The organism is Myxococcaceae bacterium JPH2, from assembly GCA_016458225.1.
Taxonomy (GTDB): domain Bacteria; phylum Myxococcota; class Myxococcia; order Myxococcales; family Myxococcaceae; genus Citreicoccus.
In genome coordinates, this window is record JAEMGR010000045.1 from 24,105 (window position 1) to 50,427 (window position 26,323).

2 protein-coding genes are annotated in these 26,323 nt (G+C 71.6%); both read left to right on the forward strand.

Features of this window, described 5'->3' with window-relative positions; all coding sequences use genetic code 11:
- The first annotated feature begins 27 nt into the window (after positions 1-27).
- Positions 28-11,754: an amino acid adenylation domain-containing protein gene (locus JGU66_34885; protein ID MBJ6765969.1), complete on the forward strand. Its 11,727-nt coding sequence runs from the start codon at positions 28-30 to the stop codon at positions 11,752-11,754.
- A complete protein-coding gene (locus JGU66_34890; protein ID MBJ6765970.1) occupies positions 11,747-26,323 on the forward strand; it encodes an amino acid adenylation domain-containing protein in 14,577 nt (4,858 codons plus the stop codon). Before JGU66_34885 ends, JGU66_34890 begins: the two co-directional genes overlap by 8 nt.

The window sequence follows — 26,323 nt, forward strand, 5'->3', positions numbered from 1 at the left end:
TTACGCGGTCGCGAGCTTTCCGCGAATATGCGCCGGCCACTCCCCCCCTGCACGCCGACCCATTCCATGGCACTCCCGTCCGAGCGCTTCGCTTCGTCCTCGACCCTTGCTCAATTGATGGAGAGGAGGGCCGAGTCGTTCGGTGCGCGACCTCTCTACTCCTTCGTGTCGGATGGCGAGGCCGACGAGGTCTTGAGCTACGCCGGCCTGGAGCTGCGCGCGCGTCGCATTGCCGCGGTGCTCCAATCCCTCGCGAAGGCGGGGGAGCGCGCGGTGCTGTTGTACCCACCAGGCCTCGAGTACATCGCCGGGTTCTTCGGCTGTCTTCAGGCCGGGCTGGTGGCGGTCCCCGCCTATCCTCCGGACCCCTCTCGACTCGAACGGACGTTGCCTCGGCTGCGGGCCATCATCCGCGACGCTCGCGCGAGCGTGGTCCTCACCACGTCGTTCATCCAGGGAATGGGGGAGGCGCTCTTCGCGGACGCGCCCGAACTGGCCTCGCTGCGTTGGCTGGCCACGGACACGGTGCCCGAGGGGGCCGAGTCCACCTGGCGCCGCCCCGAGGCGACGCGCGACACGCTGGCCTTCCTCCAGTACACGTCGGGCTCCACGGGCGATCCCAAGGGTGTGCAGCTCACGCACGGCAACCTGCTGCACAACCTGGGACTCATCACCGACGCTTTCCAGGTCCACGCGGACAGCGTGGGCGTCATCTGGCTGCCGCCGTACCACGACATGGGCTTGATTGGCGGCATCCTCCAGCCGCTGGCGGCGGCGATCCCCGTCGCCTTGATGTCGCCGCTCGCGTTCCTGCGGCGCCCGCGCTTCTGGCTGGAGACGCTGACGCGGTTCGGTGGGACCATCAGCGGCGGGCCCTGCTTCGCGTTCGACCTGTGCGTGCGCAAGGTGTCGCCCGCCGAGCGGGAGGGGTTGGACCTGCGTCGGTGGGAGATGGCCTTCTGTGGCGCGGAGCCCATTCGTCCCGAGGTGATGGCGCGGTTCCAAGAGGCCTTCGCGCCCGCGGGGTTCCAGGGGGGCGCGCTGTACCCCTGCTACGGGCTGGCGGAGGGGACGCTGATCGCCTCGGGCGGGCGCAAGGGCGAGGGCGTCCGTACGCGGGCCTGGGATGCGACCGCGCTGGAGCGCAACGAGGCGGTGGAGGCACGCGAGGGCGAGGCCGCGCGGACGCTCGTGGGCTGCGGCACCACGCTCGCGGATCAGCGGCTCGTCATCGTGGATCCCGAGACCCAGCGGGCCTGCGCGCCCGGGCGGGTGGGGGAGATCTGGCTCAGCGGCCCCAGCGTGGCGACGGGCTATTGGGCGCGGCCAGAGGAGAGTCGAGAGGCCTTCGAGGCGCGTCTCGCGGACTCGAATGAGGAGACGCGGTTCCTGCGCACCGGAGACCTGGGGTTGCTGCGCGACGGCGAGCTGTTCGTCGTGGGACGCCGCAAGGACCTCATCATCTTGCGCGGCCGCAACCTGCACCCGCAGGACCTGGAGGTGACCCTCGAGCGCGCGCATCCCGCCTTGCGGCCGGGGTGTGGCGCGGCGTTCTCGATCGACGCGGCGGGCGAGGAGCGCCTCGCGGTGATGTACGAGGTGGATCCGCGCAAGGCCTGGACGCCCGAGGACGTGCTGGGCGCGGTGCGGCGGGCGCTCTCGGAGACGCATGAGGCGCAGCTCCACGCGCTCGTGCTCATCGAGCCGGGGGCGCTGCCCAAGACGTCCAGCGGCAAGGTCCAGCGGCGGGCTTGCCGAGCGGAGCTGCTCGCGGGTGCGCCTCGGGCGCTCTTGAACTGGCGGGAGGGCGAGGTCGCGACCGATGCGAGGGCGCCGGCCGCGCAGGCGGGGACGGAGCGCGCGCCGGACACCGTGGAGGCGTGGGAGGGGTGGCTGTTGACGCGCTTGTCGGAGCGGCTGCGGATCCGCCGCGACACGCTCGACAAGGACGTGCCGATTACCTCGTTCGGTCTGGACTCGCTCGCGGCGGTCGAGCTGTCGAATGACCTGGAGCAGGTGGGCGCGCGCTCTGGCATGGAGGTGCTGCTCCAGGGCCCGACGGTGGCGGAGCTGGCGCGTCGACTCGCGGCCTCACGGGGGAGCGGGCACGAAGACGCGATCCCGCGTCGTGATGACGCTCTCTCTGCGCCCCTCACTGCGACCCAGCAGCGGCTGTGGCTCTTCGAGCAGCTCGCGCGGGGCGTTCCCGCCTACCACCTCCCGGCGGCGGTGCGGCTGACGGGCCCGCTGGATGTGGACGCGCTCGAACGGGCGGTGGCGGCGCTCGTCGGGCGGCATGACGCATTGCGGGTGACGTTCCAGGAGGAGGAGGGCATCCCCTCCCAGCGCCTCGCGCGTGAGATGCCCTCGGTCTTCCGGCGGGTCTTCTTGCGCGACGTGCCGTCCGAGTCGCGCGAGGCCACGGCGCTGCGGCTCGCCCAGGATGAAGCCCGCGCACCCTTCGACCTGGCTCGGGGGCCGCTGCTCCGTGTCACGCTGTTCCAGCTCGATGCCCAGGTGCACCTGCTCGGGGTGGTCGTGCATCACCTCGTCGCGGATGGGGCGTCCTTCGGCGTCCTGGCGCGCGAGCTGAGCGCCCTCTATGCGGCGTTCCAAGGGGGCCGCGAGCCCGCGTTGCCGTTGCCGCCCACGCGGTTCCTGGACTTCGCGCACTGGCGCGCCGCGCGCGAGTCTGACGCCGCGGTGGCTGCTTCCCTGGAGTCCTGGCGACGACGACTGTCTGGTGTCGCGGGGGTGTTGGAGCTGCCGGGTGATCGCGCCCGTCCTTCACGCCCCACGCACGCGGGCGCGCGTGTGCCCGTACACCTCTCTGCGCGGCTCACCGCCCGCCTGGAGGCGCTGGGCCGAGAGGAGGGGGCCACGCTGTTCATGACGGTGCTGGCGGCCTTCCAGGCGCTCCTGCATCGCCACTCGGGTCAGGACGACTTCTGCATCGGCACGCCCATCCAAGGCCGCGAGCGCGCGGGGTTGGACGGGGTGATGGGGTGCTTCCTGGAGCTGCTCGTCCTGCGCTCGTCCGTCTCGGGGACGGAGCGCTTCCGGGACCTGCTGCGCCACGCGCGGGAGACCGCGTTGGATGCGTTCGCGAACCGCCACGTTCCCTTCGAGCGCATCGTCGAGGCGGTGCTGCCCGTGCGAGACCGCTCCCGCGCGCCGCTCTTCCAGGTGTTGTTCGTGCTCCAGCCCGAGCCGCGCGAGGCGTGGTCGCTGGCGGGCGTCGAGTCGCAGGCGGTGGAGCTGGAGCCGCGAGCCACGCCGTATGACCTGACGTTGTCCCTCACGCGAGGCGCCGCGGGTCTCTCCGGGTGGATTGAGTACGCCACCGACCTGTTCGATGCCGCGTCCGCGACTCGGCTCGTCGAGCGCCTCCACGTCGTGCTCGAAGCCGTCATCGAGCAGCCTGAGCTGCGCGTGGACTCGCTGCCGCTCCTGGCTGAGGACGAACACCGGCTGCTGGCGGACTGGAACGACACGCACCGGGATGTCTCCGAGGCGAGCGTCCACTCGCTCATCTCGTCTCAGGCGGCACAGGCGCCCGACGCGGTGGCCCTGGTGTGCGGCGAGGAGTCCCTCACGTGGCGTGAGCTGGAACGTCAGTCGCGCGGCGTGGCGTTGCGCCTGCGGGCGCGAGGCGTGGGCCCCGGCGTGATGGTGGGGCTGTGCGTCGACCGCTCGCTGGAGCTGGTGGTGGGGATGCTCGGCATCCTCCAGGCGGGAGGCGCCTACCTGCCGCTGGACCCCACCTATCCCGAGGCGCGGCTCGCGTTCATGTTGCGCGACTCGGGGGCCTCGGTCGTGCTGACGCAGGCGCACCTGGCGGACAGTCTGCCCACCAGCGGGCGCGGCGTGGTGTTGCTCTCGGCCCAGGGCGCTCGCGACGTGACGGAGGCCCTGCCCGAGAGCGGCGTGGGGCCGGACCATGTGGCGTATGTCCTCTACACCTCGGGCTCGACGGGGCAGCCGAAGGGCGTGCTCGTCTCGCACCGGAACGTCGCCCACTTCCTGGCCGGCATGGACGCGCGGCTGGCGCGTCGCTCGGGGACCTGGCTCGCGGTAACGAGCGTGTCCTTCGACATCTCCGTGCTGGAGCTGTTGTGGACGCTGGCGCGCGGCTTCCAAGTCGTGCTCCTCGCGGAGCGCGGAGTCCTCGCGACGGCGACGGTGCCCGGGTTGATCCGCCGCCACGGCGTCACCCATCTCCAGTGCACGCCCTCGTTCGCCGAGGCGCTCTTGCTGGAGCCGGGCGCGGCGGGCGCCCTGAGCGGACTGGAAGCGCTGCTCGTGGGCGGCGAGGCGCTGAGTCCGGAGCTGGCTTCACGCCTGCGCGAGCGCGTGGGTGGCGCGCTGCTCAACATGTATGGCCCCACCGAGACCACCGTGTGGTCGGCCACCCATCGCGTGACGGGCGCGCCGGGGCCGGTTCCCATCGGGACGCCCATCGTGAACACCCGGCTCCACGTGCTGGATGCCGGGTTGCGGCCCATGCCCATCGGTGTGCCCGGCGAGCTGTTCATCGGCGGCGCGGGCGTGGCCCAGGGCTACCACGCGAGGCCGGAGCTGACGGCCGAGCGCTTCGTGCCGGATCCGTTCAGCACGCACCCGGGCGCGCGGCTGTATCGCACGGGCGACCGGGCGCGGTGGCGGAGTGATGGCACGGCCGAGTTCCTCGGTCGCGTGGACTTCCAGCTCAAGGTGCGTGGCTTCCGCGTCGAGCCGGGCGAGATCGAGTCCGCGCTGTCGAGCCATCCCGACGTGCGACAAGTCGTCGTGGTGGCTCGCCAGGATGAGGGCGCGGGCGCGCGACTGGTCGCGTATGTCGTCGCCCATCCCGGCGTGACACTGAGCCTGGATGCCCTGCGCGCCTTCGCGCGGCAGACGCTTCCCGAGCACCTGGTGCCCTCCGCGTGGGCCATCCTGGAGAAGCTGCCGCTGACCCTGAATGGGAAGGTGGACCGGAAGGCGCTGCCCGCTCCGGAGGGCGCGCGCGATGCCGCTCGCGCGTACCTCGCGCCGAGGACGGATACCGAGCTGCGCGTGGCGGCGGTCTGGTCCTCGCTCTTGGGCGTGGAGCGCGTGGGGGCGGACGATGACTTCTTCGCGCTGGGCGGCCACTCGTTGCTCGCCACGCGCGCCGCCGCTCGGCTGCGCGAGGCGTTGGGCGTGGAGCTGTCCCTGCGGGATGTGTTCGAGGCCGGGACGCTCAGTGCGCTGGCCGCGCGCCTGGATGCACTGCCCCGAGGCGCGATGCGCGCACCGCATTTCGGCGCGGACGCCGTCCTCCATTCCCTGTCGCCGGGGGAACTGGCGCGGCTCACCGAACGCGTGGGCGCGATCGAGGACTTGTATCCGCTGTCGCCGCTCCAGCACGGCCTGTTGTTCCAGGAGCTGATGTCGCGGGGCGGTGAGTCGTACTTCGAGCAATTGAGCTGGACGCTCACGGGCGAGCTGGATGTCGGTGCCATGCGGCGGGCCTGGGAGCTGCTCGGGGCAAGGCACGCGGTCCTGCGCACGTCGTTCCACTGGGAAGGACTGGAGGAGCCGCTCCAGGTGGTGCATCCCCGAGCGGAGTTGCCGTGGCGAGAGGAGGACTGGCGCTCGCTGTCGGAAGCCGAGCGCGCGGCGCGGTGGGAGGACTTCACGCACGAGGACCGAGCGCGCGGCTTCGAGGTGCAGCGTGCCCCGCTGACCCGCGTGGCGGTCGTTCGCGTGGGAGAACAATCCTGGCGGTGGCTCTGGAGCTTCCACCACCTGGTGCTGGATGGCTGGAGCTTCGCGCGCGTGCTGCGTGAGCTGCTTCAAGCGTATGCGGCCCTCACGCGCGGAGAGGCGTGGACGCCCGCTCCGGTGCCGCCCTTCCGGGCATACCTCGAATGGCTGGCGCGGCGCCCCGTGTCGGGAGACGAGGAGTTCTGGCGCGAGCAGCTCGCGGGCTTCGAGTCCCCCACGCCTCTGCCGGGAGCCAGCGAAGTTCGTGATGACGGAGTGGGCGAGCGCGAGGAAGCGTTGAGCGACGAGGAGTCGACGGCGCTCCAGGAGTTCTCTCGCCGCCACCGCGTCACGCCCAGCACGCTGGTCCATGGCGCGTGGGCGCTGCTGCTGTCTCGCTACGGAGGCGGCGCGGACGTCGCCTTCGGGACAACCCTCGCCGGGCGTCCTCCGGAGCTGGCGGGGGCCGAGGCGTCGGTGGGGTTGTTCATCCAGACGCTCCCGGTGCGCACGCGGCTGCGGCCATCGGAGGGCTTGCTGCCTTGGCTGCGCGAGCTGCAGTCCCTCCTGGTGGCGCTGGCGCAGCGCGGCCATGTCCCGCTCACGCGCATCCAGGGCTGGAGCGAGGTGCCGCGCGGCACACCGCTCTTCGAGTCACTGCTCGTCTTCGAGAACTACCCCGTGGACGAGGTCCTCTCGCGGGGCGGTGCGGGGTTGTCGCTGCATGGCGTGCACATGCATGAGCGCACGCACTATCCGCTGACCGCCGTGGCGCTCCCGGGGAGCACCCTGCGCTTGAAGGTGCAGTTCCAGACCGCGCGCGTGCCGGAGTCCACGGCGGTGCGGATGCTGGGGCACTGGCGAGCCTTGCTGCGCGCGATGGTCGCGGGCGCGGATCGCCGGTTGGCGGAGGTGCCGCTGCTCTCGGACGCGGAGCTTCAGCGGGTGTTGGGGGAGTGGAACGCCACGCGGACTTCGTATCCGAGAGACGCCACGGTTCATGCGCTGTTCCAGGCGCAGGCGGTGCGGACTCCGGACGCCGTGGCGGTGGAGTACGAGGGGAGCGCGCTCACGTACGCGCAGCTCGCGCGCCGGGCGAACCAGCTCGCGCACCGGCTCGCGGAGATGGGCGTGCGGCGGGGGGCCTCGGTAGCGGTGTGCGTGGAGCGCTCGCCGGACTGGGTCGTGGGCCTGCTCGGAATCCTCCAAGCGGGCGCGGCCTATGTCCCGTTGGATCCCACGTATCCCTCGGAGCGGTTGGCCTGGATGCTCGGGGATTCACGCGCATCGGTGCTGCTCACGCAGTCCACGTTGCGTTCGCGATTGACTGAAGGGGGCGTCCCCCTGCTCGTGCTGGATGCGCCCGGGACGTTCGAGGGCATGCCGGCCACCGTGCTCGATTCCCAGGCTTCCGCCGAGGACCTCGCGTACGTCGTCTACACGTCGGGCTCGACGGGGACACCGAAGGGCGTGGGCGTTCCGCACCGTGCGGTGGTGCGCCTGGTGGTGGAGACGAACTTCATCCAGTGGCGTCCCGATGACCGCGTGGCACAGGCGTCCAACGCCTCGTTCGACGCGGCGACCTTCGAGGTCTGGGGGGCGTTGCTCCACGGGGCGCGACTGGTGGGCGTCTCGCGCGAGCGCGCGCTCGAGCCTCGGTCCTTCGCCGCGTGGCTGCGCGAGCAAGACATCCGCGTGATGTTCCTCACGACCGCCTGGTTCAATCAGGTGGTGGCCGAGGTCCCGGACGCGTTCCAGAGCGTGCGACAGGTTCACTTCGGTGGCGAGGCCGTGGATCCGCGCTCGGTTCGCGCGGTGCTTCGCGACGGCGCGCCTGAGCGATTGCTGCACGTGTATGGGCCCACGGAGAGCACCACCTTCGCCGCGTGGCACCTCGTCGACGCGGTGGCCGAGCACGCGACCACCGTGCCCATGGGCCGTCCCCTGGCCAACACCGAGCAGTACGTCCTGGATGCGGGGCTCACCCCTGTACCTCCGGGCGGGGCGGGGGAGCTGTGGATCGGCGGTGATGGATTGGCGTGGGGTTACCTGGGGCAGCCCGCGCTGACGGCCGAGCGGTTCGTGCCGCATCCCTACGCGTCGACCCCAGGCGCGCGCCTGTACCGCACCGGAGATCGCGTGCGGCTGCGGCTGGATGGCGCAGTGGAGTTCCTGGGCCGAGTCGATGCCCAGGTGAAGGTGCGCGGCTTCCGCGTGGAGCCCGCCGAGGTGGAGGCCGCGCTGCTCCAGCACCCCGCGGTGCGCGAGGCGGTGGTGGTGGCGCGAGAGGAGGTCGCCGGCGGATCCCGCCAGCTCGTGGCCTATGTGGTCGCGTCGTCCGTGACGCCCGCCGAGCTGCGGACGTTCCTCTCCGAGCACCTGCCGTCGTACCTGGTGCCCGCGGCGCTCGTGCGCGTCGAGCGCATGCCGCTCACGCCAAACGGGAAGGTGGATCGCCGAGCCCTGCCGGCTCCGGCGGAGGCCGAGTGGGACGCCGCGGACGCGGGGCGCATCGCTCCGAGGGATCCCTCGGAGGAACTGGTCGCGGGGTTGTTCCGTGAGCTGCTGGGAGTCTCGCGGGTGAGTGCGCGCGACAGTTTCTTCGACCTGGGTGGCCACTCCCTGATGGCCACGCGGGTGGTGGCGCGCATCCTCGCGGCTTGCGGCGTCTCGCTCTCGCTGCGCGACCTCTTCGAGAACCCTACCGTGGAGGGGCTCGCGGCGCGCATTGCCCAGGTGCGTGGCCAGTCGGATGCGCGGCGTCCTCCGCCCATCGTGCCCGTGCCGCGAGCAGGGCGCCTGCCGCTGTCGCTCATGCAGGAGCGGCTGTGGCTGCTGGAGCAGCTCCAGGCGAACCGGGGCGTGTACAACGTCCGCTGGGCGGCATGGCTCGATGGCGAGCTGAACGTGGCCGCGCTGGAGCAGGCCTTGGCCGAGCTGCTCCGTCGTCACGAGTCGCTGCGCACGACCATCGCGCTCGAGGCGGGTGAGCCCGTCCAGCGCATCCACGAGGCGGTCTCGCTGTCGCTGCCCGTCGTGGACTTGAGCGAGGTCGCGGAGTCGGAGCGTGAAGCCCAGGCCCTGCGGGCCGCCGCGGAGAGCGCTCGACGCCCGTTCGACCTTGCTCAGGGGCCGTTGATTCGCCCGGTGCTCATTCGCACCGGAGCGCGCACGCACCTCGTGGTGCTCACGCTGCACCACATCATCTCGGATGGTTGGTCCCTGGGCGTCACGTTCCGCGAGTTGGCCGCGCTGTACTCGGCGGCGCTCCTGGGCCGGGCTTCGGAGCTGCCCGCGCCAGGACTCCAGCCGGTGGACCACGCGGTGTGGCAGCGAAGCTGGCTCCAGGGAGAGGCGCTGGAGGAGCAGGTCGCCTACTGGCGCCAGCAGCTCCACGGCGCGGCGCCCGTGCTGGAGTTGCCCACCGACCTGCCTCGGCCGGCGGTGCAGCGCTTCCATGGCGCGACCCTTCCGGTTCGCCTGCCGGCGGGACTCTCCTCGGCGTTCCGCGCGCTCTGCCGACGCGAGGGCGTCACGCCCTTCATGGGCTTGATGGCGGTGTTCCAGCTCCTGCTGGTGCGCGTGTCGGGACAGCAGGACGTCAGCGTGGGCTCGCCCATCTCCGGGCGTCACCACGCGGGCCTGGAGAACCTCATCGGGTTCTTCGTGAACATGCTGGTGTTGCGCACGCGCTTCGCGCCGGACGCGACTTTCCGCGAGCTGCTGGGCCGCGTGCGCGAGACGACGCTCGCCGCCTATGCCCACCAGGACGTGCCGTTCGAGCGGGTGGTGGAAGCGCTCCAGCCGCCGCGCACAATGAGCCACGCGCCTCTGATGCAAGTGGTGCTGTCGCTCAATGACTCGCCGCCCGCCGATGCGCGCTTGGAGGGGCTGGCCCTCCGGCCGGTGGAGCTCAACGCGGGCACCGCGAAGTTCGACCTCGCCCTCGCGTTCGATGACTCCCCGGAGGGGTTCAGCGGCACGCTCGAGTACGACACCGACCTGTTCACCGCCACCACCGCCACGCGCTGGATGGAGCAGCTCCGCGTGCTGATGGAGGGCGCGGTGGAGGACCCGAACCAGCGCATCGGGGACCTCCCGCTGATGGACGACGCGGAGCGGCGCCGGCTCATGGTCTCGTGGAACGGCCCGCGCACCGAGTTCCCCCGCGAGGCCTGCCTCGCCACGCTCTTCGAGGCGCAGGTCGCTCGCACCCCCGACGCGTTCGCCGTCGAGTTCGAGGGCGTGCGTTTGACCTATCGCGAGCTGGACCGTCGCGGAAACCAGCTCGCGCGCTACCTGCTGCGCCGGGGCATCACCCCAGGCACGCCCGTGGGGCTGTGCGTGCGGCGCTCGCTGGAGCTCATCATCGGCACGGTGGGCATCATCAAGGCGGGAGCCGCCTACGTCCCGTTGGATCCCACCTATCCCCGCGACCGCCTGGCCTACATGGTAGGGGACACGCGGCTGCCGGTGGTGCTGGTCCAGCGCGCGGTGCTGGACGTGCTCCCCGAGAGCGACGCGGCCGTGGTCATCCTGGATGATCAGGAGGGCGAGCTGGCGCGCGAGCGCGAGGACTCCCCGGGCATCACCGTCCCGCCCGAGTCGCTCGCGTACATCATGTACACGTCGGGCTCCACGGGCCGACCCAAGGGGGTCTGCGTCCCGCAGCGCGGCGTGGCTCGACTGGTGCTGGGACAGAGCTACCTCCAGTGGGGACCTTCCGAGGTCTTCACTCAGCTGGCGCCCATCTGCTTCGACGTGGCGACGATGGAGATCTGGGGCGCGTTGCTGCACGGCTCGCGGCTCGTCGTCCTGCCTCCGCGTCCGCCCACGGCGGAGGAGCTCAAGGAGCTGGTGGCCCGCTGCGGCGTGACGGTGCTGTGGCTGACCGCGGCCCTCTTCGAGAGCGTGGCCGTCACTCGGCCCGACGTGGTGGACGGCGTTCGCCAGTTCATGTCGGGCGGTGACGCGCTGTCGCCGGCGGCGGTGCGGGAGCGGCTGTCGCGCGGGGGCTTGATGGTGAACGGCTACGGCCCCACCGAGGTCACCACGTTCACCACGTGCGCCGTGATGGAGGGCTCGATTCCCGAGGGCAGCGTGTCCATTGGGAAGCCCATCGCGAACACGCAGGTGTACGTGGTGGACCGTCGCCTGCACCCCGTGCCCGTGGGCGTGCCCGGAGAGCTGCTCGCGGGAGGCGAGGGCATCGCCTGGGGCTATCTGGGACGGCCCGAGCTGACGGCCGAGCGCTTCATCCCGGATCCTTTCAGTGACGAGCCGGGCGCGCGCCTCTATCGCACCGGCGACAGCGTGCGCTGGCGCGAGGACGGGACGCTGGAGTTCCTGGGCCGCATCGACACGCAGGTGAAGGTGCGGGGCTACCGCGTCGAGCCGGGCGAGGTGGAGGAGGTGCTCCGTCGTCATCCCGCGGTGGGCGAGGCCGTGGTGGTGGCGCGGCCGGACCCGGCGGGAGGCAAGCGCCTCATCGCGTATGCGGTGCCGCGCGCGGGCGAGACGCTGGACGCGCGCGTGCTGAAGGCCTCGCTCGTGGAGGCGCTGCCCGAGTTCATGGTGCCTTCCGTGGTGGTGCCCTTGGACCGGATGCCCGTGTCGCCGAACGGCAAGGTGGACCGAGCGGCGCTGCCGGAGCCAGAGGTTGCTCGCGCTCCTGGCGCCACCTTCGTCGCACCGACGACGGAGATGGAGCGCAAGGTGGCGGAGCTGTGGTCGCGGGTGCTGGGCGTCGAGGAGATCGGCGTGGAGGACCACTTCTTCACCGACCTGGCGGGCAGCTCCATGTCGGTGGTGAAGGCCTGCACGCTGTTCCGAGAGGAGCTGAAGCGCGACGTGCCCGCGACGCGCTTCTTCGAGCATTCCACCGTCCGCGCGTTCGCCGCGGCACTGGAGCGGGACGCGGAGGAATCCGCGGAGCCGCAAGACAACGAAGCCCATGAGGATCGCGCCGCGCAGCGGCGTCAGGCGATCCGCCGACAGGGTCGACGAGGAAACCAAGGCAATGGCTGACGCGGACAATCACGTCGAGGCGGAGGACTTCGGGAACGACATCGCGGTGGTGGGCATGGCGGGGCGCTTCCCCGGGGCCCGCGATCTGCGCGACTACTGGCGCAACCTGCGGGAGGGCGTGGAGTCCATCTCCGTCTTCCCCGAGTCCGCGCTGGAGTCCTCGCCGCTGATGCCGGATGCGCTGCGGCACCTCCCGAACTTCGTGCGCGCGGGCGGAATCCTGGAGGGCGCCGAGTCATTCGACGCCGGCTTCTTCGAGGTGACCCCGCGCGAGGCGCTGTGGATGGATCCACAGCAGCGGGTGTTCCTCCAGTGCGCGTGGGCCGCGCTCGAAGACGCGGCCTATGACCCCACGCGGTTCAAGGGGCGCATCTCGCTCTACGCGGGCGCGGGCTCCTCCAGCCACCTGCTGTCGCTGTTGGGCGAGGCGCGCAAGGACCCGGCCGCGGCCATGGACCTGGTCACCTCGGGACCGGAGAGCCTGGCGATGAAGGCCTCGTTCAAGCTCCAGCTCCGGGGCGAGAGCGTGGCCGTCTACACCGCCTGCTCCACGGGCCTGGTGGCCATCCACATGGCCTGCCAGAGCCTGCTGACGCGCCAATCGGACATCGCGCTCGCGGGCGCGGTGCGCATCGCCAGTCCGCAGCGCACCGGGTACGTGTACCAGGACGGCCTCATCTACTCGCCGGACGGACACTGCCGTGCGTTCGACCACCGGGCCGCGGGCACGGTGGCGGGCAATGGCGCGGGCGTGGTGGTGCTCAAGCCCCTGGCGGATGCGCTGCGCGACGGAGACCGCGTGTATGCGGTCATCAAGGGCACGGCCATCAACAACGACGGCCAACAGAAGGTGGGCTACACCGCGCCCAGCATCGAGGGGCAGACGGAGGTCATCGCGGACGCGCTCGCGTACGCGGGGCTGGGCGGCGATGACATCGGCTACGTGGAGGCCCACGGAACCGGCACATCGCTGGGCGATCCCATCGAGCTGGCGGCGCTCACGCGCGCGTTCCGCAAGACGACAGAGCGCAAGGGCTACTGTGGCCTGGGCTCGGTGAAGACGAACCTGGGACACCTGGACGCCGCGGCCGGCGTGGCGGGCTTCATCAAGGTCGTGCTCGCGCTGCGCAACGAGGAGCTGCCGCCGAGCTTGCACTTCGAGCGCGCCAATCCCGAGCTGGGACTGGAGCGCAGCCCGTTCTACGTCAACACGGCCCTGATGCCCTGGCCCCGGACCGACGTCCCTCGCCGCGCGGGCGTGAGCTCCTTCGGCATCGGAGGGACCAACTCGCACGTGGTGCTGGAGGAGGCGCCCGCCGAGACGCGCGCGTCGCCGAGTGGTCGTCCCTTCCATGTGGTGAGCCTGTCCGCCCGCACACCCTCCGCGCTGGAGACGATGACGCGGGAACTCGCGGCGCACCTGGACGCAGGCGGCGCTGGGAGCGAGCTGCCGCTGGAGGACGTGGCCTTCACGCGCAACGTGGGCCGGCGTGCGTTCGAGCATCGGCGCGCGGTGGTGGCCGCCACCCCGGCGGAGCTGGTGGAGCGCTTGCGCAAGCCGCCCGCGGCGGTGGAGCAGGGGCGCTTGCGGCGCGTGGCCTTCCTCTTCCCGGGGCAGGGCGCGCAGGCCGTGGGCATGGGGCGCGAGCTGTACGGGGTGGAGGCGGGGTTCCGCAAGGACGTGGACGCGGCGCTCGCGCGCTTGGATCCGGCGTTGGCGAAGGAGGTGCGCGCGCTCGTGCTGACGCCTGATGGCCAGGACTCGGCCATGGCGCCCCTGCTGGCGGATCCGCGCGTGGCGCTGCCCGCCCTCTTCATCGTCGAGCACGCGCTCGCACGACTCTGGATGTCGTGGGGCGTGAAGCCGCTGGCCATGCTGGGTCACAGCTATGGCGAGTATGTGGCCGCATGCGTGGCGGGCGTGTTGTCGGCCGAGGACGGCCTGCGCCTGGCGGTCGTCCGAGGCGCGTTGATGGCGCGCCTTCCTCCGGGCGGGATGCTCGCGGTGGGGATGTCCGAGGCGGCGCTGACGCCGCTGCTGTCCGAGGGGCTCGCGCTGGCCGCCATCAACGGCGAGGACCGGTGCGTCGTCTCGGGGACGGTGCCCGCCATCGAACGGCTGAGCGCACGATTGGAGGCGCAGGGCGTGGGCGTGGTGCGACTGCCCGCGGCGCATGCCTTCCACTCCAGCGCGGTGGAGCCCCTCATGCCCGAGCTGGCGCGGGCCGTGGCATCGATGCGCCTCCAGGCGCCGAAGGTGCCCTATGTGTCCAGCGCCACGGGGACGTGGATCCGTCCGGAGGAGGCGACGGACCCCGAGTACTGGGCGAGGCAGATGCGCCAGCCCGTGCGCTTCGCGACGGGACTCGCGTTCCTCGTCGCGGAAGGGTGCAGCGTGCTGTTGGAGGTGGGGCCGGGGCAGGACCTCACCGCGCTCTGCCGACCGCTCGCGCGCCAGGACAAGCGGCTGGTCGTCGCGCCGTCCCTGCGCCGCAGGCCCACGGAGAGCGATTACCGGGGACTGCTCCAGTCGTTGGGAGACCTGTGGTGCGCGGGCGTGGACGTGTCGTGGGCGCAGCTCGCCTCGGGGGAGAAGCGCCGCCGCGTGGCGCTCCCCACGTACCCCTTCGAGGAGCAGCCGTTCACGCTGGCGGCCCCGGCCGCTGAGTCGCTGCCTGAACCCGAGGCGCGTCCCGTAGCTCCGGGCACGTTTGTTCCGGGGGCTGTGCGTGCCTCGGCGGCGCCTCGGACCGAGGTGCCCGTCGTCACCGCGCGCGCTCCGCTGAGCGACATCCAGCAGCGGGTGTTGGAGATCTGGCGCGAGCGCTTGGGCGCCGTGGAGATTGGACTCGACGACGACTTCCTGGAGCTGGGCGGCAACTCGTTGATGGCGGCGCAGATGCTCACCCGCCTGCGCGAGACGTTCTCCGTCCAGTTGCCGCTGAGCGCCCTGTTCGAGGCGCCCACCGTCGCGGGCATCGCCGCGCGCATTGAAGCGATGCTGGGTGGACCCAACGGCGGGCCCAGTGTTCCCGACGACGCCATCGTCCGCATCGACCGGAGCGGTGAGCTGCCGCTGTCTGTCGTGCAGGAGCGTGTCTGGCGGATGGAGCAGCTGGACCCGGGGAACCCCTCGCTCAACATGCCGCTGGCCATTCGGCTCACGGGTGCGCTGGAGGCGCGCGTCCTGGAGCGGGCGGTCAACGAGGTCATCCGTCGGCACGAGATGCTCCGCGCCACCTACGTCGTCGTGGACGGACAGGTGCGTCAGCGCTTCGCCGCCGAGGTCCGCATCGACGTGCCGGTAGTGGACCTGCGCGGCTTCGCGGGGGACGCCGAGGCGGAGGCGATCCGGCTGGCGCTGGACGAGGCCCGGAGTCCGTTCTCCCTGGATGCAGGCCCCATTGTTCGCGCGCGGCTGGTGCGCCTGCGCGACGCCGACCACGTGATGCTCCTCACGGTGCATCACATCGCGGCCGACACGCTGTCGCTCGTGGCCTTCTTCCGCGAGATGGCGGTGAACTACCAGGCCTTCCTGGCGGGCAAGCCCGCGCCGCTGCCCGAGCTGCCGGTGCACTACGTGGACGCAGCCGCCTGGGAGCGCCGAGCCCTGTCCGGGGGTGTGTTGGCCACGCAGGAGGCGTGGTGGCGAGAGACGCTGGCCGATCATCCCGCGCCGTTGGAGCTGCCCACGGACAGGCCGCGTCCCACCGAGCAGCGCCTGCGCGGAGAGCGCTTCCCCGTGACGTTGTCGGCCGAGGCGTCCACCGCGCTGAAGGCCATCTGTCACCGCGAGGGCGTCACGCCCTTCATGACCTTGCTCGCGGCGCTGTCCGCGCTGCTGGCCCGGTACTCAGGGCGTGAGGACATCGTCGTGGGCACGCCCGTGGGCAACCGCGCCCGGGGCGAGCTGGAGCCGTTGATCGGCTTCGTCGCCCACGCCATGGCCCTGCGCACGGACCTGTCGGGGGACCCCACGTTCCGCGAGCTGCTCGGTCGCGCGCGCGACACCGCCATCGACGCGACCGCACACCAGGACGTGCCCTTCGAGCACCTGCTGCCCCGCGTGGCGCCCGGGAGGGATCCCGCGCGTTCGCGCTTGTGTGACGCGGCCATCATCCTGCACTCGCATGTGGCCACCGCGCCGCCCTCCGTGCCGGGGCTGGAGCTGCGGCTCGTCGAGGTCCCGGGCACGCCCGCGCAGTTCGGCGCGACGCTCGGTGAGCTGACGCTGTTGCTGATTGAAAGCGCGACGGGATTCTCGGGCGTCATCGAGTACGCCACCGAGTTGTATGACGAGGCTCGCGTGGCCCGGATGGCGGGCCACTTGGAGACCCTGCTCATCGCCGCGCATGCCGAGCCGGAGGTACGCGTCTCGCACCTGCCCCTGGCGACGCGCGACGAACTGTCGCGCCCCGCGCCTCGTGGGGTCGCGGATCCGCTGGGACTCCTCGCGCGGCTGGATGCGCGGGCGGGACGGACCCCAGACGACGTGGCGCTGTCGTCCGGTGCCGTCCACGTGACGTGGCGCGAGCTGTCGGATCGTGCGCGGCGCATGTCCGCGCGGCTGATGGAAGCGGGCGTGCGCGACGGCGTGCCCGTGGCCGTGCGTCTGGAGCCCAGTGTCGAGGCCGTGGTGGCGCACTGGGGCATCCTCGGCGCGGGCGGCGCGTGCCTGCCTGTGTCGGAGGGCGACATGGCCGTGCTGGCCTCGCTGCTTCCGGACTCCGGGCCTCGCGTGCTCGTGGTGGCGAGGGCGGGGGACGTGACGGCGCCTTCGGGGGTTCGCGTGGTGGCGCTGGACGCGATGGGGGCAGTCGCTTCCGGGGCGTCCCGTGAGGCCACCGCGGACGGGCTCGCGTTCATCGTGCCCGCGCCTGAGGCCCTCGGTGGCCGAGGGCGCGTGGTGCTGACGCATCGGAACGTCGCGCACCTGTTGGCTGGGCTGGATGCCCGGAGCGTGGGGCGCGAGGGGGATGTGTGGCTCGCCGCGCGTGGGCCCGCGGAGGATGTGTCGGGATTGGAGCTGCTGGGGGCGCTCGCGCGCGGTCTGCGCGTGGTGCTTCCTCCGGAGCGGCTGGCGGCGCGCTTCGCCACGCTCGGGGCGAGCGCCAAGGCGCATCGCCCGATCGACTTCAGCCTGTCCTACTTCGCGAACGACGAGGACTCGCTGGGCGAGCACAAATACGAGCAGCTCCTGGAGGGAGCGAAGTTCGCGGACACCCACGGCTTCTCGGCCATCTGGACGCCCGAGCGACGGTTCCACTCGTTCGGGGGGTTGTATCCCGCGCCCTCGGTGGTGGGCGGGGCGCTCGCGATGCTCACGCGCAACCTCCGCATTCGCGCGGGCAGCGTCGTGCTGCCACTGCATGACCCCATCGAGGTCGCCGAGCAGTGGTCCGTGGTGGACAACCTGTCCAACGGGCGCGTGGGCGTGTCGCTCGCCACGGGCTGGCACGCGAATGACTTCTCGCTCTCGCCCGGGACGTTCGCCCGCCGCAAGGAAGTGCTGCGCGAGCGGTTGGACGAGCTGCGACGCCTGTGGCGTGGCGGAACGGTGCGGCGCCGCAACGGCGCGGGCAATGAGGTGGAGCTGGCGCTGCGGCCCAAGCCCAAGCAGGCCGAGCTGCCCGTTTGGCTCACGGCGGCGGGCAACCCCGAGACCTTCCGGCAAGCGGGCGCGGTGGGGGCGGGCATCCTCACCAACGTCATCGGACTGGGCTCTCAGCTCGAGGAGCTGCGGGCCAAGGTGGCGTTGTATCGCGAGGCGTGGCGACAGGAGGGGCACGGTCCGGGGCGCGGCCACGTGACGTTGATGCTCCACACCTTCCTGGGCCGCGACGCCGCGGAGGTTCGCGCCGCCGTGCGCGAGCCGTTGATGAGCTACTTCCGCAGCTCGGTGGACATCTTCGGGAACCTGGTGGCCAGCCAAGGTCTTCAGGTGGATGTGCGCGGGCTGACGCCGCAGGACATGGAGGCGCTGCTCGTCCAGGGCTTCGAGCACTACCTGGAGGACGGTGGCCTGCTGGGCACGGTGGAGGACGGTGTCCGCATCGTCGGGAGCCTGCGCTCCATGGACGTGGACGAGGTGGCCTGCCTCGTCGACTTCGGCGTGCCGCTGGAGCCGACGATGGCCAGCCTCCAACTGCTCGACACGCTTCGCCAGCGGATGCAGGCGCCGCCTGTCGAGGAGGCGCGCGCCTTGACGGAAGTGGGCTCGGAGCTGGGCGAGCTGCTGGCCTGGGTTCGCGCGGAGGGTGTCACCGTGCTGCGCTGCGCGCCGTCGCAGGTGCGGGCGCTCGCGGAGTTGCCGGGGGCCGAGGAGGCGCTCGCGGGCGTGAGGGGATTGATTCTCGCGGGCGAGGCGGTGGCCGCGGACGCGTCGGCCCTCCAGGTCCGTGGCTTCCGGGCGCTCACGTCTCAAGTGCATCAGGCGTCGTCCTGGGGCCTTGGCGCAGAGGAACTCGCGGCGAGAACGCGCGTGCTCGATGCGAAGGGGCGGGCCGTGCCGGTGGGCGTGGTGGGCACGATCGCCGTGGGCGGCCCCTCTCTGCCGCAGGGCTTCTGGAAGGACGCGGACTCGACTCGGGCTCGCTTCGTGGAGGTGGATGGCGAGACGCTGTTCCTCACCGGGAAGCGCGCCCGCTGGGGACGGGATGGCGCACTGGAGCCGATTGCTCCGGCACCTGCCGCGAAGCCGCGTCGTCCGGCGAAGACCGCGACAGCCGCCGCGCCCCGGCCTCAGCCGCGCGCGCAGCCGGCCACGACGGGTGTGCCCGTGGTGCGCGTGCCGCGAGACCTGCCGCTGCCCCTGTCGTTCCCGCAGCAGCGGCTGTGGGCGCTGAACCAGCTCGACCCCGATGGCATCGCCTACAACAACGTCGTCACGTTGCGACTGTCAGGCCCGGTGAACGCGGACGTGCTCGAGGCGTCGCTCGACGCGGTGGTCCGCCGTCATGAGGTGCTGCGCACCACCTTCGCGCTGACCGAGGACGGGGCACGGCAGGTCATCGTGCCGTCCATGCCGCTGGTGATGGCGCGGCACGTGGCCCGTGATGAGTCGGAGGCGATCCGGATCGCGATGGAGGAGGCGCGCCGTCCGTTCGACCTGTCTCGCGGACCGGTGATGCGGGCGGCGATGATCCGCATCGCGGAGACGGAGCATGTGTTGCAGCTCACGCTCCACCACATCGCCTCGGATGGTTGGTCGAGCGGGGTGCTGTACCGCGAGATGGTGGCGAACTACGAGGCGTTCTCCGCGGGACGTCCATCGCCGTTGCCCGAGCTGCCCATCCAGTACGCGGACTACTCCGCGTGGCAGCGGAGCTGGCTGGACAGCCCCGCCATGGCGGCCCAGCTCGCGTACTGGAAGGAGCGGCTCGCGGGCACGCAGGTCCTGGAGATGCCCACGGATCGTCCGAGACCCGCGCGCTGGTCGGGGCGGGGGGGGCGCCTCTCCGTGGCGGTGCCGCGCCCACTGGTGGACGCGCTCTGGGCCGTGGGCCGTCGCGAGGGTGCGACGCCGTTCATGGTCATCACCGCGGCGTGGCAGACCCTGCTGCATCGCTACTCGGGCCAGGATGACATCGTCATCGGGACCTCGGCGGCTGGGCGCAACCGCGCCGAGCTGGAGGGGCTCATTGGCTGCTTCCTGAACACGCTCGCCATCCGCGCGGACTTCTCGAGTCGGCCGTCGTTCGCGGAGCTGCTGCGCCGGGTGAAGACCGCGTCCATTGAAGCCTTCGCCCATCAGGACATCCCCTTCGAGCGACTGGTGGACGAGCTGCGCGTGCCGCGCGACCCGAGCCGGATGCCGCTCGTGCAGGCGATGCTGACGTTCCACAACACGCCGCCCATCGACGTGCTCGCGCCGGGGCTGGGTGTCCAGCCCATGGACCTGGACATCGGCGCGACCAAGGTGGACCTGTCACTGGAGCTGCGTGAGTCGAAGGCGGGGCTCGACGGCGCGTTGGAGTTCGCCGCGGACCTGTTCGACCGCCGCACCGTCGAGCGGCTGTGGGAGCGGTTCCTCCTGTTGCTCTCGGGCCTCGCGGAGGACCCCTTCCGCCGCGTGGCGGAGCTTCCGCTGCTCAGCGCCGAGGAGCAGCGGAAGGTGCTCGTGGAGTGGAACGACACTCGCGCGGCATTCCCCGCGGTGGATGGCGTGCACCACCTCTTCGAGCAGCAGGCGGCGAGGACCCCGGAGGCCATCGCGTTGGTGACGGCCTCGGAGCGCCTGACGTATGGCGCGCTGGACGCGCGGGCGAACCAGCTCGCGCGCTACTTGCGGGGCCTCGGCGTGGGGCCCGAGGTGCGCGTGGGCGTGTGCGCCGAGCGCTCTTGGGAGCTCATCGTCGGGTTGCTGGGCGTGCTGAAGGCGGGTGGGGCGTTCGTACCGCTCGACCCCGCGTATCCGTCTCAGCGCCTGGCCTTCATGATGCGCGACGCGAACCTCGCCATCGTGGTGACGCAAGAGCACCTCACGTCGCAGCTTCCCTCGGGCGGCGAGGTGCTCGTCACGGTGGATGCGGAGTGGGATGACATCGCTCGACAGCCCGCCACGGCGCCGGACGCGCGGGGCTCGGCTGGCAACGCGGCGTACGTCATCTACACCTCGGGCTCGACGGGGATGCCCAAGGGCGTGCTCGTCACGCATGAGGGCATCTGCAACACGGTGCGCTCCATCGTGCCCGCGCACGACGTGGGGCCAGGCCGCCGCGTGCTCCAGGCCGCCGCGCTGGGCTTCGACGCGTCCGTGCTGGAGGTCCTCTCCACGCTGGTTGCTGGCGCGGAGCTGCATCTCGCGCCACGCGAGTCCTTGTTGCCCGGGGCGCCGCTGCGCGAGGTGCTGGAGTCACGTGGCATCACCACCGTCACGCTCACGCCCTCGTCGCTCACGCAACTGGAGCCCGAGGGACTGCCCGCGCTGTCCACCGTCATCTCCGCGGGCGAGGTCTGCACGCCGGAGTTGGCGAGGCGCTGGAACCGAGGGCGTCGGCTGCTCAACGGCTATGGCCCGACGGAGGCGACCGTCTGCGCGACGGTGTCCACCTCCTTGGATGCGGAGCGCCCGGACATCGGTCGGCCGCTCCACAATACGCGCGCCTATGTGCTCGATGTCCGAGGCCAGCCCGTGCCCATCGGACTGTCGGGCGAGCTGTACCTCGGTGGCGCGGGCATCACGCGCGGCTATCTGGGGCGTCCCGAGCTGACCTCGGAGCGCTTCGTGCCGGATGGCTTCTCCGGGGAGGCGGGGGCTCGTCTGTATCGGACGGGAGATCGGGTCCGCGCGCGCGAGGACGGCCGCCTGGAGTACCTGGGACGTGTCGATGCGCAGGTGAAGGTCCGCGGCTATCGCATCGAGCCAGGAGAGATTGAAGCCGTGCTCCGCCAGCACCCGAGCGTGGCGGACGCGGTCGTGGTGGTCCGCGCGGATGCGAGCCACACGCGCCGCTTGGTGGGCTACGTCGTCGCGACCTCCGAAGGGGAGCCGGGGCTCACGGCGCTGCGAGACTTCCTCAAGGACCGCCTGCCGGACCACATGGTGCCGGCGGCGTTCGTCGTGTTGGCGGCCCTGCCCAAGACGCCGGGCGGGAAGGTGGATCGCGGCGCGCTGCCCGAGCCGGACGCCATCAAGGTGGCGTCGGGCAAGGACTACGTCGCACCGCGCACGGAGGTCGAGCGGACGCTCGCCGCGCTGTGGGCCCAGGTGCTGGGCGTGGAGCGCGTGGGCATCCACGACAACTTCTTCGAGCTGGGCGGAGACTCCATCCTCGGCATCCAGATTGTCTCGCGCGCGAAGCAGGCCGGCCTGCGTCTGGAGCCCGCGATGCTCTTCGAGCGGCAGACGCTCGCGGAGCTGTCCGAGGGCGTGGGTCAGGCGCAGGCGCCGGTCGGTGAGCAGGGCCCCGTGGAGGGCAGTGCTCCCCTGACGCCCATGCAGCGCATCTTCTTCGAGGACTGGGCGCTGCCCGAGCCGCACCACTACAACCTGTCCGCGGTGCTGGAGGTGCGCCGGCCCGTCGACGCGGCGATCCTGGAGCGAGCGCTCGCGGCGGTGGTCGGTCATCATGATGCGCTTCGGCTGCGCTTCACGCGCACCGCCGAGGGGTGGACGCAGTCCCATGGCCCCGTGCCCGAGCACGTGGCCGTGCGCCGGGTGGACCACTCCGCGATTCCCGAGTCGGGGCTGGAGGCCGCACTGGAGTCCGTGGGCGCGGAGATTCAACGCAGCCTGCGACTGGACGAAGGGCTCCTCCTGCGCGCGGCCCTGTTCGAGCGGGGACCCTCGCGCGCGGCGCGGCTCCTGCTCGTGGTGCACCACCTCGCGGTGGATGGCGTGTCGCTGCGTCCGCTCCTGGAGGACGTGGAGACAGCCTATGCGCGACTGGAGCGCGGAGAGCCCGTGGTGCTCCCCGCGAAGACCACGTCGTTCAAGGCCTGGGCAGAGAAGCTCGTCGCGCACGCGAACTCAGCGGCGATGGGCCGCGAGCTGGCGCTGTGGCGCGCCTCGGATGTGGTGCCCGCGCTGCCCGTGGACTTCCCGGGCGGCGACAACACCTCCGCGAGCGAGCAGCTCGTGACGGTGTCCTTCGAGCCGGGCGAGACGCGGACCCTGCTCAACGAGGTGCCGTCGGCCTATCGCGCCCGGGTGGATGAGGTGCTGCTGTCCGCCCTGGCGCGAGCGGTGGCGCGGTGGACGGGCGGCCCTCGGGTGAGGTTGGAGCTGGAAGGCCATGGCCGCGAGCCGCTGTTCCCGGACGTGGACCTGTCACGGACCGTGGGCTGGTTCACCAGCACCTTCCCGCTCGACGTGACGATGCCGGAGGGCGCGACTGCTGGAGACGCGCTCCGAGCCCTGCGTGACGCGAGGCGGGTGCTGCCCATGAACGGCCTGGGCTACGGCCTGTTGCGCTACCTGCGGCCCGACGCGGCTCCGGTGCTGAGCGCGCAGCCGGGCGCGGAGGTCGGGTTCAACTACCTGGGCCAACTCGACGCCGCGGCTCGAGGTTCAGAGCGCTTCGGGCTGACCCATGAGCCCTCGGGCCCCTGGCACGCACCGAGCGGACGTCGCCCGCATCGGCTCGACGTGAACGCCGTGGTGCGCGACGGCCGCCTGGTGGTGACGTTCGCGTTCAGTCGCGCGCTGCACGCGCTCCGCACCATCGAGTCGGTGGCGGCCCGCTTCTCCGAGGGACTCCGCGAGCTGGTGGCGGGGAAGGGCACGGACGACGCCGCGCGTCGCTCGCTGGGAGACTTCCCGCTGGCGAGGACGACGCCCGCGGCGCTCACGCGACTGCTGGGACAACACCCGGACCTGGAGGACCTCAGCGCCCTCACGTCGTTGCAGCAGGGCATGTTGTTGCACACGGTGCTTTCGGCGCCGGGATCCGGTGTCTTCCACGAGCGGCTCGCCTGGACCCTCCGCGGTCGCGCGGACCTGGTGGCGCTGCGTCGGGCCTGGGGCGAGGTGATCGCGCGCCACGGCATCCTGCGCACGTCCTTCCATCACGAGGGCCTCGGTGAGCCGCTTCAGCTCGTTCACCGGGAGGCCACGCTGGCCTGGACCGAGCATGACCTGCGCGGCTTGTCTCCCGACGCTCAGCTGGCGCGCATGACGGCGCTGGTGGAGGCGGATCGGGCGCGAGGCTTCGCGCTCGGCACCGCGCCGCTCGCGCGGATGGAAGTGGTGCGCCTGGGCGAGGACGAGCACCGCTTCCTGTGGAGTCACCACCACCTCATCCTGGATGGATGGAGCGTGGGCCTGATGCTGCGCGAGGTCTTCACGCTGTATGGCGACTTCGCCTCGGGGCGTGGGTCCTCGTTGCCGCGCCCAGCCGCGTGGCGTGACTACCTCGCGTGGCTCCAGCGCCAGGACTTGTCCGCCGCGCAGGCGTACTGGCGCGGTGAGTTGGCGGGGTTCACTTCACCCACGCCGCTGCCTGGAGCGCGGCGCGACCATGCGGGCGGAGAGCTGGAGGTGTCTGGCGAGGAAGTCATGTTCCTTGCGCCCGAGGTGACGGCGGAGGTCCAGTCCTTCGCGCGCAAGCACCAGCTCACGCTGAACACGGTGGTGCAGGGCGCGTGGGCGCTGCTCCTGAGTCGGTACTCGGGAGAGCGGGACGTGGTCTTCGGGGCCACGGTCTCCGGTCGTCCGGTGGACCTGCCCGGCGCCGAGGAGATGGTCGGGTTGTTCATCAACTCGCTGCCCATCCGCGCGCGCCTGCCCGCGGACGCGGCGGTGGTGCTGTGGCTGCAGCAGCTCCAGGCACGCCAGCTCGACATGCGTCGTCACGAGCACAGCCCGCTCATCCAGGTGAAGTCCTGGAGCGAGCTGGCGCGGGGCCTGCCCCTCTTCGAGACCGTGCTCGTGTTCGAGAACTACCCCCTCGACGCGGCGCTCGGAAAGGGCGCGCCCGGCCTCGAGGTTCGGGACGTGAAGAGTCACGACCAGGGCAACCAGCCGCTGTCGGCCTACGTGCTGCCCGGTGAGCGGCTGCGCCTGAGCCTCGCCTATGCCCCCGCGCTGTTCGACGAGGGTTCCATCCGTCGGCTGTTGTCTCACTGGAGCGCGTTGCTGCGCGGGCTGGCCTCGGGTGTGGAGCGGCTGGACGCGGTGCCGATGCTTCGCGATGAGGACCGGGCGGCGGCGATCGACCTGGGTCGTGGCCCGGTGCACGCGCTGGATTCGGAGACGAGCCTCTCGGCGCTCTTCGAGGCGCGGGCCGCGCGGAAGCCGCAGGCCCCTGCGCTGATCACGCGGACGGGGTCGGTGACGTGGAGCGCGCTGTCGGCGCGGGTGAATCGACTCGCCGCGCGCCTCCGTGCGCAGGGCGTGGGCCCCGAGGTCCGAGTCGGCCTCTTCGCCGATCGCTCCGTGGAGATGGTGGTGGGCCTGCTCGCGGTTCTGCGTGCGGGAGCGGCGTATGTCCCCTTGGAGCCCTCGCATCCTCGCGAGCGGCTGGGCTGGATGGTGGAGCAGTCGCGGCCTGGAGCGCTGCTCGCGCGGCGACACCTGGCGGACCGGCTGCCGCCTCACGCGGGGCTCCCGGTGCTGTGGCTGGAGGACGAGGATGCACCGGCGCCGGGTGCTCCGCCGCTGCCTCCTGCTCCAGGCGGCGATGCCCTGGCCTACGTCATCTTCACCTCGGGCTCCACGGGACAGCCCAAGGGCGTCATGGCCACGCACCGCGCGACGCTCAACCGGTTCGCGTGGATGTGGCGCGCCTATCCCTTCGAGGACGGAGAGGTCGGCGCGTTGACCACGGGCTTTGGCTTCGTGGACGCGGTCTGGGAGCTGCTCGGGCCCTTGCTGGCGGGCGTGCCCGTGGTCCTTCCCGATGAAGAGGGGCTGAAGGACCCAGCACGCCTCGTCTCGGAGCTGGACGCGGGCGGCGTCACGCGCGTGGTCCTGGTGCCGCAGGTGCTGCGCGGGCTGCTGGAGGTCCCGGACATGGCGTGCCGCCTCAAGGCGCTGCGCCTCTGGGTGACCAGCGGTGAGCGGTTGCCCGAGGACCTCGCCGCGCGCTTCCGCGAGCACCTGCCGCAGGCCCGATTGCTCAACCTCTACGGCTCGTCGGAGGTGGCCGGAGATGCCACGGCGACCGAGGTGGGCGCGGGCTCGGTCTCCATCGGACGGCCCATCGACAACATGCAGGCCTATGTGCTCGATGCGGCGCTGCACCCCGTCCCCATCGGCGCGCGCGGTGAGCTGTTCATCGCGGGCCCCGGTGTGTCGCGAGGCTATCTGGGACGGCCGGACCTGACGGCGGAGCGCTACGTGGCGGATCCGTTCAGCGTCGAGCCTGGCGGTCGCATGTACCGCACGGGTGATGTCGCGCGCTGGCGCCGAGATGGACAGCTCGAATACCTGGGCCGGGCCGACGAACAGCTCAAGGTTCGCGGCGCTCGGCTGGAGCCCGGTGAGGTCGAGGCCGCGCTCCGGTCTCATCCTTCCGTGGCTCAGGTCGCGGTCGTCGGTCGCGAGGACGCGGCGGGCGAGGTGCACCTGGTGGCGTGGGTGGTCCCGCGGCCCGGTCAGACGCTCGATGTGGCCGATCTGCGCGGCTCCCTGAAGCAGAAGGTGCCGGACTTCATGGTGCCCTCGACGTTTGTCACCGTGGAGGCGCTGCCACTCACCACGACCGGGAAGGTGGACCGGCGCGCGCTGCGCGACCGTGCCACTCCCATCGGGAATGCCGTGGCGTATGTCGCGCCCGCGACGCACGAGGAGCGACTGCTCGCCGACATCTGGTCCGAGCTGTTGGGGCGGACGCAAATCGGCGCCCGAGATGACTTCTTCGCGCTGGGCGGACACTCGCTCATGGCCGCGCGCATCGTCGCGCGGGTGCGCGAGTCGCTGGGCGTGGAGCTGTCGCTGGCCGCGGTCTTCGAGTCCCCCACGCTGGAGGGGATGGCGAGCGCTGTCGCGCGACTCGCGGGGTCGATGAAGCGCATCGCCGATGAGCCCATCGCGCGGGTGTCCCGAGAGTTGGACGCCAACGCGTTGGAGCAGCTCTCGGACGACGAACTGGACGCACTGCTGGATGCCACCGAGGCGGAGAGCTGA

Bases quoted from the DNA above. Each gene is read 5' to 3' on its own strand.
- JGU66_34885 (MBJ6765969.1), top strand. From the start codon at position 28: ATGCGCCGGCCACTCCCCCCCTGCACGCCGACCCATTCCATGGCACTC.
- JGU66_34890 (MBJ6765970.1), top strand. From the start codon at position 11,747: ATGGCTGACGCGGACAATCACGTCGAGGCGGAGGACTTCGGGAACGAC.